This is a genomic window from Lysinibacillus sp. RC46 (assembly GCF_041262385.1).
Lineage (GTDB): Bacteria > Bacillota > Bacilli > Bacillales_A > Planococcaceae > Lysinibacillus.
In genome coordinates this window covers 64,172-84,000 of record NZ_JBGCCF010000023.1, presented here as the reverse complement: position 1 = coordinate 84,000, position 19,829 = coordinate 64,172, and the positions used below count along the sequence as shown (strand labels likewise).

The following is a 19,829-nucleotide window of genomic DNA, read 5'->3' as shown; positions in this document are numbered from 1 at the left end:
AAGTTCTGCTCCATCTAGTTGTTATGTTCATTATAAATAAAAGTACCCTATAAGAGAGACTTTTTTTAAGTGTCTATCTTATAGGGTACATTTTAGTTTTCTAAACGGGCTTTTTTCAGATTCTGAATTAAGTCATGGCACTTAATAAAATAGGTACTTGTTCGCTTTTTAGCTGCAGTAATGCCAATTGCTGTGGCCAGATGGGTCTTGCCGACACCACTTGGACCAAGGAATACAATGTTCTCATTTTCTTCGATAAAACGAAGGCTTTGAAAATCGAGTATTTGTTGCTGGTTAATACTTGGCTGGAAATCAAAATTAAAATCCTTTATTTCCTTTAAATGTGGAAATGCAGCGACTTTCACCATCGCATGAATCATATTTTGCTCACGTACATCGATTTCATAGTTTGTCAATTTAATAAGTGTATCGATAAAAGAAAGCTCATTTTTAATGCTAAAATCGATGACTTCATTCAAATGGATGCCCATTTGCTTTAATTTTAAATACGCTAAGTTTTGCTGTAGTTGCTGATAATTTGTACTCATTATTGAATTCATTTATACATTTCTCCAATCGCTGCTAAATTCCGTTTTGCTAAATCGTTAATATCAGGGTATTCGGGCATGGCCTTTGTTATCATTTCACGATAATGTGCCTCTTGATAATTTAGTTTTGCTTCACTTATTTTGTGTTGCGCGATTAGTTCCATGTTATAATAAATCCATAATTGATTATCGTACACTTGTAGCCCTACTTTTTTGCCTTGATACCCCGGTGGTACGGAGTATTGATTGGACTTGTAGGAAATCATGCTGGATGCATTGACTTTCACAAGCGTATGGTTGATTCGATAAGAATCTCTTACTCGTTCAGTTGGTAGCTGGAGTAAGTGATTCTTTTCTTTTTGGAATTCTAAAATCGGAATTTTATTCGTTCCTTGATGAATTTCATGATTGATACGATTACACAATTTTTCAATATAGGCGTGTAATTCAGTTATGTTAAACTTTCCTTGATAGGCATGGATCTCATCCAAAAACTTCATCGTTGTCTCCACTTTTCCTTTTGTTTGTGGACGACCTGTTACACAAGGCTTCACGTTAAATCCAAAATCTCTCGCAAAGTGCGCAAACTTCGCATTCACTTTTCCTGCAAAATGTTCTGTTCGTGCTTCATCCATCACGGTTTTCATATTGTCAGTGATGAGTTCTTCTGGTACACCACCCATTTTTTCAAACGTGTCGGTTAAGAAAGAAAATAAAACTGCCTGCGATTTAGAAATACTCATATAGAAGAACCGCATACGAGAGTAGCTTAGCACTAACACGGCTACATTAATCTCTACCTGTTCACCATCACTTGTTTCATAAAGAATACTTTCTTTCCAATCCAACTGTGCTTGTTTGGCCATACGTGTTTCATAACGGATACCGCCATTCAAAGAAGATACACGCTCAGCTTTCTCAAAGTAAGCCTTAAATTCTGGCGTATTGGCAATATAGGTACGGAATGTAGATTGCCCACACTCTAAACCATGGTTGTCTTTTAAATACTAAAAGATTACGTCGATAATAAAATACCTGCTTAGAATCTTCTGATAAAAGGCTGGCAATAATCGGATAGAACTCATCAATTTTAGATGGCTTATTACGCTTTGTTTTTGGTATAAAGCCATTTAGATATTTATCGATTGTTCGTCGATCTACGCCTATATCCCTTGCTAATCTACTTTTATTAATCTTCATGTTTAAATGCTCCATTACTTGTTTAAAATTTGCTAAATCTGAAAGACTATTAATTTTAAAATCTGTCTCAATCTCTAATTGAATATGCATACTAACACCTCAGTATTAGTATGAAATGGAAGAGCATTTTTGTACATCTTTATTCAAGCAGGAATGTACATATTTAAATTAGCATTTGTAGCTGACACTATTTATGAGATAATGAATCATAATGTATTAATATCAACATGCCGAAAGAGTGATTCTAATGACTAATGAGCATAAATCTATCAACTTGCACTACCGTAGCATGCGAATTGGCTATTTGATAGCTGTTGTTATCACTATCATATTAGGTCTATCTTCTAGAAAATGGAGTCTTCTACTTCCGTCATTTGTGGCGCAGAACGCTGGGGACATGCTATGGGCTATGATGGTCTATTTCGGATTTCGATTGTTGCTAGTGCGTAAGAGCACCCTCACAGCCATTTGGCTCAGTTTTTTGTTTAGCTTTGGCATTGAATTTAGCCAATTGTATCAGGAAGACTGGATTAATCAGATTCGTGGGACAACACTCGGGGCTTTGATACTTGGGAAAGGTTTTCTTGTAGAGGATTTGGTTCGATATACAGTGGGTATTATAATAGCTACTGTAATAGATAAGGTGACACTTAAGTTCTCCCTTCGAGGTTAAATAAGGATGTTTTCGAAAAGATTGTTGCTATTCAACTAAAGGGGCAGGTTTCTTTAATAATCAGGAATGAACTTTTATTTTTTTCAACCGTATTGAGTAGAGGAGTTTAGCAGTATTCAAATATAGGAGGTAATATGATGGTACTAATAATTCCAAAATGTATGAAGTGTAGTAATAAAATCAAGCATGATGAAGAAATATTTGTCCAAATTCGATATCCGAAACGAAAAGGATTTACTGAGATCAAAGCTTATTTAAATCTCGAAGGAAAGTTTATCTGTAAAGAGTGTTCAACGAAAATTAATAATTAAGATATTGTGCTTTAGTTAAATTTTGATTCACAAAATATATAAAGATAGAATTTATTCAACAAGTTTTGTAGATTAAATCTGCCGTTTTGTTTTAACATCAACAATCTTCGAGAAAACTGCCATAAACAATTAAATGAAAAATCGCTCGGGAATTTTATTAATTCTCTAGCGATTTTTCATTTTAGTGTTATCAATTAATGGAACCTTATTTTACATGATCAATCTTTATTACAATGCCATATGAATAATGGTCATCATGCTATTCATTAATCCAGTTGATTAATTCCCTATCAAAAATATCCGGTTCTTCAAACATTGGGTTATGGCCACTTTTTTCAAAAATGACCTTCTTCACATTTTCATATGAATCATCCATTACACCCCAGAGCGAAACAGGAGCTACTAAATAATCATACCTTCCTAACCCTACAAATATAGGCTTATCAATGTGAGCTAAAGATTGGATTAAATTTCGTTCAGCAAAAGCTACACCCCAAAGGTAATCGATCACTTCCATATTTGTATAGACGCCATCCCACATATAAGCAGCATCGAACGTATAATCATAAAAGCTATGCGCTCCCATGCGGATACACATATGCACAAATCGTCTTTCAGGATCATTGTGAATATCATTCTCTAAGAAGGCAATATCATGCTCAAATTGCTTTTTACGCTGGGCGCTGGCAGTTTCATTAAAAAATGAAAAACTTTGCTGCTGTCTCTCTTGACTGTTTGTCGGCGCTGAATTTAATAAAATAACCTTCTGAACATATTGAGGATATTTTTCGGCATATGCCAAAGCCATAAATGCGTGCCCAGAATGTCCTAAAATAATGAAATCCTCAAGCTTTAGCCATTGTCTTGCTGTTTCGATATCCTCAACAATTTTATCCAAAGTATAATCTTCTTTCATTAAAGAATGAGGAGGCTTTACAAAACCTCTATGATCTAAGAAGATAAATTGAAAATGTTTATATAAATTTTCCGAGAACAAGCGTGGATAATATACACTGCTACCCACTACCAATATCGGCTTACCTTGTCCCTTCACACAATATTTTAAATTAAATCCTTCACTTAAGATGCTTTGATAATTATTCATAATAATCGTCCTCTTTTCTTTTTATATAGAAGAGCTTCATATTATGCTCTTCTTTCAATCACTCCCTTTCTTTTTTACATTCCCGTGTTTTCTCCATAGAACGCTCAAGCATTCTAATTCACCCCATTATTATTTTATTAATTGAAAAACGAGCGCTGAGCCGCTTCGTTGTTGTCGATTTCGTACATAATCATAACTCAATATTTTTCTATTCAATATGCCTGATAATATAGAAAAGTAAAATTTTTAAAATTTAAATCAAGTATACAATATTAATTCAAAAGTTTAAAATTATTAAATATTAGAAAAAATAGAAAGATAGAGGATACAAGACAATGGATAAACGATTACAACACATCATTACATTAAGAGAGAATGGTCGATTGGAAGAAGCGAATCAATTAATGGTAGCTCTAGTTAATGAAGAGCCTGAAAATGGATACTACCAATTTCAATGTGCCTGGACATATGATTCATTAGGAAAAGAACAAAAGGCTGTCCCCCACTATGAAAAAGCGATTCAATTAGGGCTTAAGCCAGAATTTTTAGTAGAGCTTATTTAGGATTAGGTAGCACCTATCGTACATTAGGGCAATATGAACAGTCGAAACGTATTTTTGAACAAGCTCTAAGTGAGTTTCCAGAAGCCGAACATGTAAAGGTTTTTTATGCGATGACTCTCTATAATCTTAGTGAACATTCAAAGGCTATGGAAACTTTATTAAATACAGTAATTCACACTACTCATCATGAAGGAATAAAAGATTATAGCAAAGCCATTAAGTTCTACAGTAATAAGCTAGATCAAACTTGGGAATAACACAATAAAAGATCAGGCTCCTGTTTATGAACCTGATCTTTTCATATTACTAAATAGACCTAAAACCCTATTAAACTATATTACTTTGTGTTTCTCGATAAATTCAAGATAGTAAAAAAAGTTTTCATTGAAATGACCTTATATAGTGCAAGCTATTTATGCTGTGAAAATTTCATTTTGAAAGAATCTATGATAAAATAAGAACATGCATTCCCTCTCTCTTGATTTTCTTAACGGGTATATTTTGTTATGATAATAAATTGGGGTGCGAGAATTTGTCTTAAAATATAATATATAACGTCGGATAATCTGTTGTTTTTTTACAGAGATGAAAAACAAATTGGTCAGTCCTTAAATTGGAGTATAGACTGAGCTACTCCTTATGGATCAGCGTCGATCGACCGCTCCCAGAAAAGCGTCAGTCGAACGGAAAATCAACCTAGTTCTAGCTTTAAAATAAGTTTGGTTAAATTAATACGATTTATCTCAATATAAGAACAAATCTAAAGAGCATGTTTTGAAAAAAGATTGATCAAAACATGCTCTTATTTGGATTTTGTAGATTAACTTCTTAAAGCTTGATTATTTTTGAAATCCTTATTGCACGAAAGCCCCTGTTAGCACAATAAGATTTGTCAAAAAAGTATCCTATTAATGGATACCAAGATGCTTTTCAAACCAATTGCAAGCTTCAAGCTTCATATAATAATTAAATTGGTGATCTACAAAAGGCATGCTGAGTCGAAGATTTTCTGGCTGTTCAGCGTACAATGGTAACAACTTTTCATAGAGCTCTAATGAATAAGTAAATAGTGAATCAGTATCTTGATCGCCATTGATTATTAGTAATGGTTTTGGTGAAAAACTACTTAACTTTTCATATGGATCTATCATTCGGAAATACTCTGTTCTTTTTGCTATTTCTTTCGCTGCATTCTGAATCGGTTCTCTCCATTGTTCATAAGTACCTGTTGATAGGATACTATCTTTTCATGCTTTTGAAAAAGATGGCTTTCCAGCTATTGGAATCGCAACTTTTATATTAGGGTTATTAGCTGCGATATAAAATGTTGCATATCCTCCCATAGATAAACCTGATATTCCTATTTTATTCTTATCAATCTCATCTCTACTTTTAAAATATTCAATGAGACTTTGTATATCGAATGCGGACTGTTCTATTACTTCATGCATATGAACATAAGAATCAAGACCAGTATCTGGTGGAAATACTTTAGAAAATTTGTTAGTTTCGGTGTTCATTTTCCTCATACCATGGTCTTTGCAATCGATACTAACATAATAAAACCCTTTTTTAGCAAGCATATATCCAAAATCTAATGCTTGCTCACGGTCTCCTCCGTATCCATGAAGAAAAAAGATTAATGGGCATTTCTTTAATTCATTTTGATAAATACTTAAAATCGGTATGTTATTCACTATGCGATCTTCCATTAATATTTTTGTCAATGGTGATACCTCTCTATAATTATTCTATTTACTGCTATAATTAATATTGTCCATTTAAACTCACTCCTTTCTCGCATATTTATTCTTTGCTATATGTTCCTCTTCAAGAAAACTGCCCCGTTAGAAAATTTTGTTCCTTTATAAATAACTTATATTCCTCCATAAATCGCTCTGATTCTTCTAAGAATGGATAATGGTTACTTCTTTCAAAAATAACTAATTTTGAGTTCGGTATTTCATCATTCATTTCAATAGAATATATTACTGGACACTGTACATCATATTTACCACCTATTATTAAAGTTGGTGTTAATATAAATCCTAATTTTTTCGACACATCATATACTTGCAATTCTCGACTGAAAAAGTTCAAACGAATTGCAGATATTTCCTTACTAATACTTTGAGAAAAAAGTTCATCATACTTATCAGGCTCAAATAAAGATAGCTTTGTCCTTTCAGTTTTTAGTTTATTTCTTTTTTCTGTTAGTAAATCTGGGTGTTTTAAGATTTCAATCAGTTCTTGCATTCTGTTGAATTTAGGGTGTTCAGGATTATAAATACAATCTTTTGAAAATGTCATATATTCTCTTGCAGCTGCTCCAACAATTACATTGAAATCTACGCTATTTGAAAAATATATTCCGTAAATTATTCCTAACATACCTCCAGTTGAATGCCCTGCGAATCCCCATTTTACAAAACCTAATTTTTCACGTATAGCTTCTAAATCGAATATTGATTCCAACATACTCAGTTGATAAGGCTCTATTGCTTTTTCTGAATGTCCTGTCTCTCTTAAATTTACTAAAAATACTTTGTTTGTTTTTGTAAATGTCTCTGCAAAATAATCTCCTGTCTGATTAAATACAGAGTAATGATGGGTTATACAAAGTGGTTCCCCTTCTCCCTTGATAAATATTTCGAAGGTGCCTCGTGACGTATTAAGTAACTCCCTTTCCCAATATCCCACTGTTATCTCCCTTTCTTATTAAACTATCCTGCTCCGTTAGTGAAGTATTTATTTTTCTATGTATACTCTTTCTAGTAAATTGGAAATAATTCCTCTATAAACAATATTTTCGGAAGAATATATTTTATTAAATATCAAAAGCGTGGGAATCATATGAATCAGAAAAGAGAATTGAAGCATATCATCTTAAAACCTTTTTACACTATCTATCTTTCCTTTATAAAATTGCTCTTACCTTAGTTAATAAGGGGTATTTTTTAGATTGTTTCCAAAATCTCTTTTGCGATTTCATCAAGTTCTTCTGCGAGTTCATTATGTGTAGGTGTTTCAGCCACTCTAGTTAAATACTCTCTAAACTGAACTCTTGACTCTACTGGTAATTCTGTAACTAAAAAATGTAAAATAAACCACTTCCAGTTATCATCATCTGAAGATAAAACATCTTGCACATGTGGAACAATATCTTCTGGAAAAGTTAAAAGTAATTCTAATACGCTTGGTGCCACTGGCCAATTCATATCTTGAATCCATTCAAGGAGGTTAGGAAGTAAAGGCAATATTTTAACTCTATCCATTTTTTTAATCATTTCTACTCTATCATTATCAAATTTATGTCTTGGCAATAGATCTTCAAAGTTTTCCATATGAATCCCTCCCTTTGATTTTTATAGATGGAAATCTATTTATCATATCGGTCTTTATTAAATTAATCCGCGCCGTTAGTCAATAAGAAAAGCTACCTTTGACTTCGGTAGCTTGATCTTAAACTTTTGCCTCCGTTAGTACAACAAGCAAAATATTTAAACTCCCATAATTGTTTTTATACGGTCATTTTCTTCTTTCTTATCCAAATACTCAAATAGTCCAAGTCGATTCCCCCAAGGGTCAGTGAAAGTTCCCCATTTTGCAGAAACTTCTTCACGGGAGTATATCTCAAATTCGTCAATTTCCAACTCTTTAACTAGTCGATCTCTTTCAGCTACTATATCAGTTACCCCTAAACGTAAAGGCCCACTTTCCTCTGATGGTATTCCTTCAGCAACTTGCAACCAGCAACCAGGGATTATTTCCCATTCGGCAAATCCGTCGTGTGGTATGAAATCAGCTTTTTTGCTTAGTAATGCTTCATACCACTTATACCCTTCGTTAAAATCAGTTACACGAACTTGATTGGTTATTTCAAAAATCATCTATTTACCTCCTAAAAAAATACATATTACATGTATTCTATAAAGTAAGAAGCAATCCTTCTTATTAAACTAAATTGCACAGTTAGTCCAATAAAAAAAGAGCTGCCTAAGCAACTCAATATTCTTCAAGTAAAGCATTCCAAAAGTTTAAGAACAAGTTTCACAAGCCATTAGCTAGTTAGTTCAATTACCTAATGAATAAGATTTCACAACTCCTGAAAAAAGTTAAAAATTTCCTACAAGTAGAAGTTCCAGGTCAGTTAGCCAATTCCCATACTTCATGAGGGCCGACACGATGTCGGTCATTTCGGTAATGCCACAGGACGTGGCGTTCTAAGACCAAGTTCCTCTATTTCAGCAGTTGTCTTTTGTACCGAAAATGTAGCGACAGGTACAGGTGTCTTTTGTACCGAAAGCGTAGCGACAGGTACAGGTAGGTGTTTGGACACCCGCTGAAAAGTAACTTAAATTCGCATTTATCTCACCACCTATAGAGGTGGGAGATTTCTGTAACTGCCGTTTCACTTACGTTAACATTAAACAAGTGCTGAAAGAAGTTAAACACCATCTTCATTCTAAATTTTATGTTCTTTAACTAATGTTATATAATTGCCCGATAATTATTGAGTAATCTGCATCTAGATTTTCTTTGTTTTCGATGATGATTTTACCTTCATATAATGATTCACCTGTACGTAAATCACCGATAAAGAGGAAATGACCGTCAAAAACACGATCGACTAAATATAGTTTACCATCTGTAACCTGTAAAAAAGGTTTTTCTTCATCATTTTCAATGCTTGGATATTTTAAGTTTAAAGGCTCTTCCCACTGTTTCTTTTCTATATTATAACGGTACAGCTCTAAACCATTGGCTGAGCGAACAGGAATGAATATATCTGTTCCATGAAGAATCATAGACTCCTTATATGGTTCTAATTCGGCTGGAATTGTCCATTCCTTCACTTCATTATTGAGATAGTTATAAAGATACATTTTACTAGAAATCGTTTCAGGCTTATCATCATCTAGGTATTTGTAATTTTCAACCATATATAAGAGATAATTTTCATTTTGTACTTTATTATTGTCATTAAATATATTGATGCTGGCCTGGAATCTCTCTTCTGACGCTAATTTTGCAAGTATTGAGTCCTGCTCTAATTCCTTTTTGTTTTCATCAATCGTATATATATGCAGCTCTTCATCACCATTGAGATAGCTAGTTCCTAAAATCTTTATTTTTCCATTTTCTACATAGACATCTCTCTCATTAATCCAGTCATATCTCACTTGGTCAGGCATATTGATTTCAAATGAAGAACTGTCATTTGTATGTTTATCAAGTGTGTCGATTTGAAGAGTGAACAAATTTCCTCGGCCCTCTTTTCGACCATTACTTTGAAAAGTGGTGTAAATCAAACGGTCTTCGTCTTCAAAATACTGACCAGGATTTAATTCTTTTCCACGCATAAAACTACGGTGTTCTTCAATATATTTTTGAAACATCAAAGGGTTATTTCGTCCTATCAACTCTCCAATGAAAGACCTGCTCTGATTAGTCGAACCATTCTTTGATATATGCAACCCTCGAATAATATCACCACTCTGATAACTCGCTTGAAGAATAAGATTGTCGATTTCTCCCTTATTTCCGCTAGTTGTTTCGATTTTAAAGGATACACCCTTTGCCATTGCCTGTTGAATATAGTAAGAACCGATTGTCGTCACGATGATTAAACTAATCAATATCGTTTTCCAATATTTTTTCATTGTCATTCCCCCCTAGACCCTGATTTTATATTTTAGCAAATGATTTGCGATCCAAATGGCACTGCTTAATACGATGACGCTCATTACCAGTTCCATTAGAAAGACCTCAAGTGCGTAAAAATAGCCACTATCAAATTCATTCACTAGTATTGGTACAAAAAGGACTCCGAACGAAAGCATTCCATAAATGATTGCGAAAAAAATGCCTTTTAAACCGTAACTTCGTTCAATTAAAATGGCAGTGAATAGAACTGTTACAAAGATAAGCCCGACTCCATAAATCAGGATAAATTCTGTCAAGGTTTTCGGATACAGCCAGCCCCACATTCTTAAACTATAAATATCATAAAATGAAAAATGCGATTGTAAATCTGTTGGTATAATACTATTAAAAATTTGTATTTCGATCGGGATTAACAATATTTGCAAAGTAACCAAACCAAGTACCAACAACATAACAGTCGTCAATTTTGCGAGATAAATACTAATTCTTTCAGTTGGCAACATTAATAATCTGTAAATAAACGTATTTTTTCCAAACCAATCTCGATACCAAATAAAGAAAACATAAATCATCAACATGGCGATGCTAAAAAAGATTGGCATCATAAACCAACCAGATTCAATGAAACGATGAAAAGGAGAAACCCCGTATTCCTTAATATATTGGCTCATTGATAGTTGATTTTTATACATCACCTGATCTGCGTCATTCATATATACTTTCGACACGACAATCGCCCCAATGAACTGACTGACAATTATCAATCCTATTAAAGTTAGGTACAATTTAAAAATTCGATTTACTTCGAAATTAAGAAGTTTGAAAAAGTTTTTCATCCACAATACACCTCTCTCATGACATCAACGACTGATTTCCCTTCCTTTTCACGTACTTCCTCTACGCTAAACTCCTTTAATACTTCACCGTTATCAATAAGCACTGCTCTATCAATCAAGTGTTCAATATCACTAATTTCATGGGTTGTGATAATCACACCACGATCTTCAATTAAGTGGCTTGTAAACACTTCGGCAATCTGTTCACGGGAGAAAATATCAATACCAGAAAATGGTTCATCCATCAGTAAGTAATCCACATTCAGTGCCAAACCTAATATCATATTGACTTTAGCCATATTCCCCTTTGATAAATTGGCAATCCGTTCAGTAGGGTCTAGTTTAAAAAATTGCAGCAACTCTTCTGCTCTTTGAGGATCCCAGTTTTTATAAAAATCGGCCATGAACGCAAAGGCATCACAAATTTTCATTTGCGGCAACATCGTAATCGTATCTGGAATAAAGGTAACTTTTTCAAAGCTTTCTTTCCGGATTTTTTCTCCATCAATCAAAATTTCACCGCTATTAATAGGAGTGAGCGCCATAATAGCTTTCATGATTGTCGTCTTTCCTACGCCGTTTATACCGATTAAACAAGTAATTTCTCCTTTTTCAGCAGTAAAAGAAAGTCCTTTTAATACCTGTTTCCTGCCGTATTTTTTCATGACATTTTTTACTTCGATCATTTCGATTCCTCCGCTTCTCCACTTTCGGCATCATGCTTTTTCTTAACTAGTTCCAGCACTTCGGATAACGGTACATTGATGGATTTAATAGAACCTAAAAATAAGTCAACCGCTTCAATAATCAATTCCTCACGGACGCTTTTAAGGACCGCTTCATCTTTAGTAATGCAGCTAGGCATATTTCCCTCAGTAAAAATCAATCCTTGTTCCTCCATTTCCTTATAAGCTCGTTGTGCAGTATTTGGGTTAATCTTCAGCTGGTTGGCTAGTTCTCTTCTTGATGGAATCTCCTGACCAGGTTCAAAATAACCCTGGGCGATTTGCTCTTTAAAATGTCGGATAACCTGGACATAAACTGGATCCCGATTATTAAACTTTACAGTCAATTAACTCAACTCCCAGAGAATTATATTTTTCGTGTATTAAGCACCTAATACAGATTGAACATATTTGTGCGCTAAGTACTTTTAAAGAACTACCCGATTTATTATTTAGCCATTACCCGCTAATCGGCCTCGGTGTATTAACAGCTTAATACACCATTCTCAAAAAAATGTAAAAGTGTATTAAGCACACAATACACTCTTCGTAATGTATTATATGCTTAATACACTTTTTATGTCAATCAAATCCATGGAAATAAATATCCATGTTCAAAAAAACAACCAGTTGTAAAAGTACTTTCCACGTTCGAATGAGCTGCATGCTCCTAACCCATGCATGCACATTTTTTACAGAAAAAAAGTATTAATTTACCTTATATAAATTTGACACTTAATTTCATTGACAGAAAAGTATTTAATAACGTGAAATAACGGCTGCTTTACAAGCAACCGTCATTTATACCATAGTTTATAATGCCTTGGAAGCCTGATGAATTAGTGCAGCTACCATTTTGTCCATTTGTGCAAAACGATCGTCTTTTGTTTGACCATTCACATATCGATAATAGATTTGCTGACATATTACTGCTAATTTAAAGTAGGCAAATGTAATATAATAATCGATGGCTGAAACATCACGCCCGCTTTTCTCTGCATATCGGTTTATGAATTCCTGACGTGTATAAAACCCTGGTAAAGTCGTTATTGGTGGTTCACCAAATGCGTATAGTAACATTTTTGGGTCATCTGCATGCATCCAGTAGCTCATGGCCACGCCTAAATCTGCTAATGGGTCCCCCACAGTTGTCATCTCCAAATCAAAAAGACCAATCATCTCAGAGTAATCGCTTGTAAACATTGCGTTATTAAGCTTGTAGTCATAATGAATAATGGTTGCTTCATGATTAGAAGGTACATGATCCTTTAACCACTTTGTCAATACCGCTACTTCAGCATGCTCTGCCGTTTTCGCTTTATCATAGCGCTCAATCCAGCCATGTACTTGTCGTTCCATAAATCCGTCTGGCTTCACCATATCCTGTAGCTTCGTTTCCTTATAGGGTATTGCATGAAGAGCAACAAGTGAATCAACCATCTTTTCTGAAATGAGCCGTCCTAAATCCTCTGTATTTTCGGTTCCAGGTGGAAAATGAGTATCAAGTACGATACCCTTTTTACGTTCCATTAAAAAGAAATCACTACCGATAATCTCTCGATCTTCAACGTATACATAAGGTTTTGGTACAGCAGCTAAAAATGGATGTAATGCTGATAAAATCGTAAACTCTCGTTTCATGTCATGCGCTTTTTTAGCAACTGGTCCATGTGGAGGTCGACGAAGAACAACTTCAAATTCGCCTACTTTTAGGCAATAAGTCAAATTTGAATGTCCAGCACTAAACTGTGAAATTTCTAGCTTCCCCTCTGGTAACTCCGGAAATTGACTCTTTAAAAATGAATGTAATTTCACTTCATCAATACGTTCACTTGCCCTTACTTGTATCGTATCCATTGTACCCCTCCCTTATATGATCGAGCTCATGCCGCCATCAACAACTATGACATCCCCCGTTATATAATCTGAGGCAGCCGCGGCCAAAAATAATGCAACGCCTTTTAGGTCATTTTCAGTTCCTAAACGTTTTAACGGCGTCACTCCCATTAAATAATCTTGTCCACGCTCAATTAAGACTTTTGACATTTTGGTTGGGAAAAATCCTGGGGCAATCGCATTTACATTGACGCCATATGGTCCCCATTTTACAGCTAAGTCTTTTGTTAGTGTGATGACTGCACCTTTACTTGCGTTATAGCCAATTGTATCCATGAAATCAGGTAATGTACCACCTAGCCCTGCAACCGAGGCGATATTAATAATTTTTCCGCTCTTTTGTTCTAGCATTATTTTGCCAACAGCTTGGCTCATTAAAAATGTGCCATTGACGTTAACATCGAAGACTTTTTGCCAAGCCTCATACGGCATTTCAACAGCTGGAGTACCCCAAGACGCACCACTGTTATTGACTAAAATATCAATTTGGCCGAATGATTCAAGCGTTTTTGACACTACGTTCGCTATATCCTCTGGCTTTGTCACATCACAGGCAAGAGCTAATGTTTGTACACCTAATTCAGCTAATTCTGCGGCTACCTCTTCGCATGCCTCGACCTTTCTTGAGCACAGTACAATGTTAGCGCCTGCTTCAGCAAAGCCTTGTGCAATTTGAGCTCCAAGACCGCGTCCTCCCCCTGTTACGATGGCAGTTTTCCCCTTTAAGCTAAATAAGTCTAGTACCGTCATTTCACCAGCTCCTCTTGTTTTTTAGCATGCTTTTTCAGCTCCAGCTTGGCAACCGTGTTACGATGCACTTCATCCGGTCCATCCGCTAAACGTAATGTTCGGGAATTTGCCCACTGTGCCGCAAGCGTCGTATCAGGTCCTACCCCAGCAGCACCGAATGCTTGAATTGCTCGGTCAATAACTCGCAATGCCATATTTGGCGCCACTACTTTAATCATCGCAATTTCTGCCTTCGCTTCTTTATTTCCTACTGTGTCCATCATGTACGCTGCCTTTAGCGTTAAGAGTCTTGCCTGCTCAATATCGATACGGGACTCCGCAATACGCTCACGCATCACACCTTGGTCTGCGAGTGGTCGATGGAAAGCATGTCGCTCCTGAACACGCACGCACATTTCCTCTAATGCACGTTCAGCAGCTCCAATAAGGCGCATACAATGATGGATACGACCCGGCCCTAAACGACCTTGCGCAATCGCGAAGCCTTTTCCTTCTCCCCACAAAATATTTTCAACTGGTACTCGAACATTAGTAAACGTCACCTCACCGTGTCCTTCTGGTGCGTGATCATAGCCAAATGCCGTAAGCATACGCTCTATTTTCACTCCTGGTGTATCCATCGGCACTAAAATCATCGACTGTTGCTCATGGATCGGTGCTGTAGAATCCTTATGTTTCCCCATAAAAATAGCGATTTTACAACGAGGATCACCGGCTCCTGTCGTCCACCACTTATGTCCATTTAAAATATAATAATCGCCATCCCGTTCAATACTTGCCTCGATGTTTGTTGCATCACTAGACGCAACTGCAGGCTCAGTCATTGCAAAGCAGGAACGTATTTCTCCACGTAATAACGGTTCTAGCCACTGCTTCTTCTGCTGTTCTGAGCCGTAACGCACAAGCACCTCCATATTTCCTGTATCTGGCGCATTGCAATTAAACACTTCAGGAGCAAGTAAAGAGCGTCCCATAATTTCACATAAAGGTGCATATTCTAAATTCGTCAAACCTGCACCATATTCGCTTTCTGGCAAAAATAAATTCCATAGGCCCGCTTCTTTTGCCTTGCGCTTTAATTCCTCCATAATTGGTGGGATCGCTCCCCAACGATCTTCCATTGCTTCTACCTGTGCAGCAAACACTGCCTCATTTGGATAAATGTATTGCTCCATAAAATTTGTCAGCTTCTCTTGTAGTTTTACTACTTTTTCACTATAAGAAAAATTCATAAAAAAGCCCCCCTTTATTTGAACATCAAAATGATAAATGAATGAATATTCATTTTTATTCTTACATTAAATGTTACCGCTATATTTCTTGTAAATCAATGTCTATTAAACAAAAATTTGAATTATAGAGAAAATTCATACTCAAGACAGTGTTTTCAGCGTATAGAAAATCTCATTACGATAAAAAAATACAAGTCAAAACACTATTTTGCCATAATATGTATCTTCAAATCAGAATAGCGTCTTACATAACGTGTAGTTGATTTCCGTTCCGGCTGGGCGCTTTGTAGCTGCCGCTTTGCTTTCGCTACAGAAAACATTTGTTGTTGCTGTCGCTACGCTTTCGCACAGATAAAACAATTGCTGTTGCTTCGCTTTCGCACAGAGCAGAGCTTCCTGGGGGCGTCCGATGAGCCGCTTCGCTTCGCTGCAGGGGCTCATCTGTGACGCTAATCCCCGAGGAGTCGCCCAGTCTCCACTCCAATCAACTTTTATAAATGGTATACGTTTTAACAAACATCATCTACAATTTTGAGTGATAAACCATTCATTAAAATTGGTAAATTACGTAAAGAAACATAAAAAAAGAGTAACTTCTATTTCAAAGAAGTCACTCATCTCAATTAATTTAATCTTTAACTTTATTTTTGTGTCCTTTAGCTAACTTCATAGCGAAAAACTGAGGTATTAAATTTAAGACACTCACAATTACTACTAGTTGAGAAGGCGATAAGGGTTTAAAATAACCACCATCCCATCCTATCCCTAACGTGTCCTCCATCCTACCGATAAAGTAAAAGGAACTAACTGCCGATACAATATTACCGATAATAAAAGGAATTGAATTACATGGAAAATTCTCCCAAAAAGCAAAAAGTGAAGTCATTACAATCATCATTAAATAGCCGAGCATTGATCGGTTAGTAAAATCTTGGTACATCGAAAAATAAACAAAAGGAAAACAGTATAAACAAACTATTAAAATACCAATTACTATTTTTCTCATATTGTCCCCTCTCTTGTATATTGATAATTTACGTAGAAAACTTGGACAGCCAAATCTTTAACATACTCCAAGAATATGATTGCTTTTTTTCAACAGTTGTCGTTTAAGCTTTCTATAGTCTAAAGTGTTTTGCCTTTCTTCATAATATCAGTAAGCAATTCACGAATAGCCAAAGGTAAATGGCGATTTTTTAAATACACTACATAAACATTTCGCCGTAAATTGGGGCAATCTACTTCCTTTTGTACAATAGTTTTAGCTGTAGGACCTTTTAAATAGTTTTCTGGTAAAATGGTAATCCCTAAATTTTCACGAACGAGAGATACAGCCGTCTCAAAGCGTTCAATTTCAAATTGGATATTAATGTTTTTTCCAGCCTTTTCAAATGCATCTAAAATGTCATGTCTCGTTTGAAAGCCTTCTGTACTAATAATAAAAGGCTCTTCACTTAAATCTGCGATCGTCAGCTTCTCTTTCTTCGCTAATGGGTGATTTAATGGTAAAACGGCTACAAGTCGCTCTTCATATAAGCAGTGAACTTCGAGCTCTTCATCATCCATTATTTGATTTGTAATAATTAAATGTGTTTTATAGCTTTTAAGCGATTTTTCAACACGCTTACTCCCTAAAATATCTACTAGATGAATCATCATTTCTGGATATTCTTTTTTATACTCTGTAATGACTTTTGGGAGCCAATGCTTAATCGATTCCATCACGCCTATCGTTATTTCACTTGTGCCACGTACAATTACCTCATCCATTTCTATTTTTAAAACTTCCATGTTTTTCAATATAACGTTTGCTCGTTCATATAAAAGCTCGCCTGCTTCTGTTAATTGAAGATTTCTTGTATTCCTTTCAAGTAAAGGTGAGCCAATTTCTTGCTCTAATTTTTTAATAGCATTACTTAGAGAAGGCTGAGAAATATGCAGTTTTTCAGCTGCCTTCGAGAAATTCATTTGCTCCACAACTGCTAAAAAATATTGTAATTGTTTAAAATCCACAACAACATCCTCCTCATTTATAGTTTTAAGCTATAGATTAATATTAATTATATATTAGAAATAATAATTATGTGAATATATAATTTATTCATAACAATATTTTCACTAGAATAATATTGGAAATGGGGTTGATGAAGATATGTATACAATGACAGATCAAAAACAGTGGAAAGGCCGTATAGATTCAACTACTAATACGAGTAGTTTCCGTTTACATCAAAAAGTGAAAAGAATTCCTATTAATGATGTAAGCGCTTCAGATAATCAGCATGCCGGTATTGTGGGCTTTATATGTGATGAAGGTGTACGTCGTAATCAGGGACGTGTAGGGGCAGCAAGTGCACCAAATGCTCTACGTGAATCATTATCTAGCTTACCTTGGACATTTAATGATGAACAGCAAATTATAGATGTTGGTAACGTTCTTTGTCTTAATCACGCTTTAGAAGAGGCACAGCATGAGCTCGGTGAAATTGTCAAAACATTGCTAAATAAAAAAATACAATGTGTCGTGCTTGGCGGTGGACATGAAACATTATACGGACATTATTTAGGCGTTCGTGCAGCGTTACCTAAAGATGCGAAAATCGGGATCGTCAATATAGATGCTCATTTCGATTTACGACCATACGATGAGCAACCATCGTCTGGCACAATGTTCCGTCAGATTTTAGAGCAGGATCCACATGCCGATTACTTTGTTTTAGGCATACAACCTTTCGGCAATACAAAAGAACTATTTGATAAAGCCGATGAGTTGCATGTGAACTATGTGTTAGAAGAAAATATGACGCCAGAAAATAAAGCACAAATCATGCATGATCTTCAGCAATATATGGATAATCATGATTATATTCTCTTAACGCTCTGTATGGATGTACTAAATGCTGCTTTTGCACCGGGTGTTAGTGCTCCATCACCATTTGGACTAGATCCAAAAACTGTACGCACGATACTTCAACAAGTCACTTCACATCCAAATACACATTCTTTTGATATTTGTGAGGTAAATCCTTCTCTGGATGAGAATGGGCGCACAGTTAAACTAGGTGCTTATTTTGTTTACGAAGCACTAAATCACTTACTTAGGAGATAAGGTTCATGATCGAAATTAATCAAATTACAACAGTATTTCTAGCAGTTGCACTATTCGCATTGGGCGGCTGGCTCATCAATAAAATCGGTTTTTTAAAGCGTTTTTGTATACCAGCACCTGTTGTTGGTGGCTTACTATTCGCCGCATTGACCACTATTCTAAAAACAACAGGCGTATTAGAAATTTCGCTTGATACGTCATTACAAAGCTTATTTATGATTACTTTCTTCACAACAATTGGTTTAGGAGCAAGCTTTAAACTTGTGAAGCTTGGTGGAAAACTATTAATTATTTATTGGTTGGCTTGTGGTTTCCTAGCATTAATGCAAAATGTTATTGGTGTATCTCTTGCATCGCTAATGGGGATTCATCCATTAATCGGTATGATGGCTGGTGCTGTTTCTATGGAAGGTGGCCATGGTGCCGCTGCAGCATTTGGACAAACATTAGAAGACTTAGGTATTTCATCAGCCATGACAATCGGTGCGGCTGCAGCTACATGTGGTTTAGTGGCTGGTGGCTTAATCGGTGGTCCGATTGTAAAGTACTTAGTTGGTAAATATAATTTAACGCCAAATGAACAAGAAACGGAAGAAATTGATTTTGAAAATAAACATGAACAAATTACATCCGATTCATTCTTTACACAAGTATTATTAATTACGTTCTGTATGGCTGTAGGTACATATGTTGGAACATTATTCTCAGAAGCTACAGGTTTCGTACTACCTGGCTATGTTGGTTCAATGTTTGTAGCTGTACTAGTGCGCAATATTATGGATAAAATAAAACCTGAAGCGATTAACATGAAGAGCATTTCTTTAATCGGCGATGTGACTTTAGGTGTTTTCCTTTCAATGGCGCTCATGAGTATTAAATTATGGGAAATTGCTGATTTAGCACTACCACTATTCATCATTGTTTTCGCCCAAGTATTCTTCATTGTCTTATTTAGTATCTTTGTATTGTTTAAGATTCTTGGAAAGAATTACGATGCGGCGGTTATGGTTGCCGGTTTTGCTGGTCACGGTTTAGGGGCAACGCCAAATGCAATGGCCAATATGTCAGCAGTTGTCCAACGCTTCGGTCCATCTAAAAAAGCATTTCTTGTAGTACCCATTGTAGGAGCGTTTTTAATCGATGTTTTCGGTATTCCCATTATTATAACGACGATCAATCTATTTAAATAATAATGAGCCGTGCAACTGTCTAAT

Annotated in this window: 19 protein-coding genes and 3 pseudogenes; 5 read left to right on the top strand and 17 right to left on the bottom strand. The window is 35.5% G+C overall.

Features of this window, described 5'->3' with window-relative positions; genetic code table 11:
• Nucleotides 1–95 precede the first annotated feature (95 nt).
• Both ABH966_RS19295 and istA read right to left on the bottom strand, forming a co-directional pair.
• Nucleotides 96–548: pseudogene (locus ABH966_RS19295) on the bottom strand (ATP-binding protein); the annotation flags it as partial.
• An 8-nt stretch (nucleotides 549–556) separates the two neighbouring features.
• Nucleotides 557–1,838: pseudogene (gene istA, locus ABH966_RS19290) on the bottom strand (IS21 family transposase).
• Between the two features lie 157 nt (nucleotides 1,839–1,995).
• Here istA and ABH966_RS19285 point away from each other — a divergent pair.
• Together ABH966_RS19285 and ABH966_RS19280 are read left to right on the top strand one after the other, a co-directional pair.
• Nucleotides 1,996–2,421 carry a ribosomal maturation YjgA family protein gene (locus ABH966_RS19285; protein ID WP_370081206.1) on the top strand — a complete coding sequence of 142 codons (426 nt, stop codon included), beginning with the start codon at nucleotides 1,996–1,998 and terminating at the stop codon, nucleotides 2,419–2,421.
• 137 nt (nucleotides 2,422–2,558) lie between these two features.
• Nucleotides 2,559–2,732: a Fe3+ hydroxamate ABC transporter substrate-binding protein gene (locus ABH966_RS19280; RefSeq protein ID WP_370081204.1), complete on the top strand. Its 174-nt coding sequence runs from the start codon at nucleotides 2,559–2,561 to the stop codon at nucleotides 2,730–2,732.
• 259 nt (nucleotides 2,733–2,991) lie between these two features.
• On the opposite strand, the gene ABH966_RS19275 is transcribed toward ABH966_RS19280, so the two are convergent.
• Nucleotides 2,992–3,837 carry an alpha/beta fold hydrolase gene (locus ABH966_RS19275; RefSeq protein ID WP_370081202.1) on the bottom strand — a complete coding sequence of 282 codons (846 nt, stop codon included), beginning with the start codon at nucleotides 3,835–3,837 and terminating at the stop codon, nucleotides 2,992–2,994.
• 335 nt (nucleotides 3,838–4,172) lie between these two features.
• On the opposite strand from ABH966_RS19275, the pseudogene ABH966_RS19270 reads away from it, so the two are divergent.
• Nucleotides 4,173–4,657, top strand: a pseudogene (locus ABH966_RS19270) (tetratricopeptide repeat protein).
• A gap of 651 nt (nucleotides 4,658–5,308) precedes the next feature.
• Here ABH966_RS19270 and ABH966_RS19265 read toward each other — a convergent pair.
• From ABH966_RS19265 to ABH966_RS19200, 14 genes are all read right to left on the bottom strand, one after another.
• Nucleotides 5,309–5,551 carry an alpha/beta hydrolase gene (locus tag ABH966_RS19265; protein WP_370081200.1) on the bottom strand — a complete coding sequence of 81 codons (243 nt, stop codon included), beginning with the start codon at nucleotides 5,549–5,551 and terminating at the stop codon, nucleotides 5,309–5,311.
• A 96-nt stretch (nucleotides 5,552–5,647) separates the two neighbouring features.
• Nucleotides 5,648–6,127, bottom strand: a complete 480-nt coding sequence (locus tag ABH966_RS19260; protein WP_370081198.1) for an alpha/beta hydrolase family protein — start codon at nucleotides 6,125–6,127, stop codon at nucleotides 5,648–5,650.
• Nucleotides 6,128–6,230: 103 nt separating this feature from the next.
• On the bottom strand, nucleotides 6,231–7,100 hold the full coding sequence (locus ABH966_RS19255; protein ID WP_370081196.1) for an alpha/beta fold hydrolase: 870 nt from the start codon (nucleotides 7,098–7,100) through the stop codon (nucleotides 6,231–6,233).
• A 257-nt stretch (nucleotides 7,101–7,357) separates the two neighbouring features.
• Nucleotides 7,358–7,744 carry a DUF5071 domain-containing protein gene (locus ABH966_RS19250; RefSeq protein ID WP_370081194.1) on the bottom strand — a complete coding sequence of 129 codons (387 nt, stop codon included), beginning with the start codon at nucleotides 7,742–7,744 and terminating at the stop codon, nucleotides 7,358–7,360.
• Nucleotides 7,745–7,900: 156 nt separating this feature from the next.
• Nucleotides 7,901–8,290, bottom strand: a complete 390-nt coding sequence (locus ABH966_RS19245; protein ID WP_370081192.1) for a VOC family protein — start codon at nucleotides 8,288–8,290, stop codon at nucleotides 7,901–7,903.
• A gap of 591 nt (nucleotides 8,291–8,881) precedes the next feature.
• On the bottom strand, nucleotides 8,882–10,063 hold the full coding sequence (locus ABH966_RS19240; protein ID WP_370081190.1) for a hypothetical protein: 1,182 nt from the start codon (nucleotides 10,061–10,063) through the stop codon (nucleotides 8,882–8,884).
• A 12-nt stretch (nucleotides 10,064–10,075) separates the two neighbouring features.
• Complete coding sequence (locus ABH966_RS19235; protein ID WP_370081188.1) at nucleotides 10,076–10,903, bottom strand: hypothetical protein; 828 nt, start codon at nucleotides 10,901–10,903, stop codon at nucleotides 10,076–10,078.
• Entirely contained in the window at nucleotides 10,900–11,589 is a 690-nt protein-coding gene (locus tag ABH966_RS19230; protein WP_370081186.1) for an ABC transporter ATP-binding protein, read from the bottom strand. The genes ABH966_RS19235 and ABH966_RS19230 overlap by 4 nt, the downstream gene beginning before the upstream one ends.
• On the bottom strand, nucleotides 11,586–11,975 hold the full coding sequence (locus ABH966_RS19225) for a GntR family transcriptional regulator (RefSeq protein ID WP_370081184.1): 390 nt from the start codon (nucleotides 11,973–11,975) through the stop codon (nucleotides 11,586–11,588). Before ABH966_RS19225 ends, ABH966_RS19230 begins: the two co-directional genes overlap by 4 nt.
• A 466-nt stretch (nucleotides 11,976–12,441) precedes the next feature.
• The gene (locus tag ABH966_RS19220; protein ID WP_370081182.1) at nucleotides 12,442–13,485 is read right to left on the bottom strand and encodes a phosphotransferase family protein; all 1,044 of its coding nucleotides are present in this window, start codon (nucleotides 13,483–13,485) and stop codon (nucleotides 12,442–12,444) included.
• Nucleotides 13,486–13,497: 12 nt separating this feature from the next.
• Nucleotides 13,498–14,274: an SDR family oxidoreductase gene (locus ABH966_RS19215; RefSeq protein ID WP_370081180.1), complete on the bottom strand. Its 777-nt coding sequence runs from the start codon at nucleotides 14,272–14,274 to the stop codon at nucleotides 13,498–13,500.
• The gene (locus tag ABH966_RS19210) at nucleotides 14,271–15,506 is read right to left on the bottom strand and encodes an acyl-CoA dehydrogenase family protein (RefSeq protein ID WP_370081178.1); all 1,236 of its coding nucleotides are present in this window, start codon (nucleotides 15,504–15,506) and stop codon (nucleotides 14,271–14,273) included. Before ABH966_RS19210 ends, ABH966_RS19215 begins: the two co-directional genes overlap by 4 nt.
• A 628-nt stretch (nucleotides 15,507–16,134) precedes the next feature.
• Nucleotides 16,135–16,512 carry a hypothetical protein gene (locus ABH966_RS19205; RefSeq protein WP_370081176.1) on the bottom strand — a complete coding sequence of 126 codons (378 nt, stop codon included), beginning with the start codon at nucleotides 16,510–16,512 and terminating at the stop codon, nucleotides 16,135–16,137.
• Nucleotides 16,513–16,631: 119 nt separating this feature from the next.
• The gene (locus tag ABH966_RS19200; protein ID WP_370081174.1) at nucleotides 16,632–17,519 is read right to left on the bottom strand and encodes a LysR family transcriptional regulator; all 888 of its coding nucleotides are present in this window, start codon (nucleotides 17,517–17,519) and stop codon (nucleotides 16,632–16,634) included.
• Nucleotides 17,520–17,658: 139 nt separating this feature from the next.
• Between ABH966_RS19200 and hutG the strand changes: the two genes are divergently transcribed.
• Together hutG and gltS are read left to right on the top strand one after the other, a co-directional pair.
• A complete protein-coding gene (gene hutG, locus ABH966_RS19195; RefSeq protein WP_370081172.1) occupies nucleotides 17,659–18,615 on the top strand; it encodes a formimidoylglutamase in 957 nt (318 codons plus the stop codon).
• Between the two features lie 5 nt (nucleotides 18,616–18,620).
• Nucleotides 18,621–19,805: a sodium/glutamate symporter gene (gene gltS / locus ABH966_RS19190; protein WP_370081170.1), complete on the top strand. Its 1,185-nt coding sequence runs from the start codon at nucleotides 18,621–18,623 to the stop codon at nucleotides 19,803–19,805.
• Nucleotides 19,806–19,829: the final 24 nt, after the last annotated feature.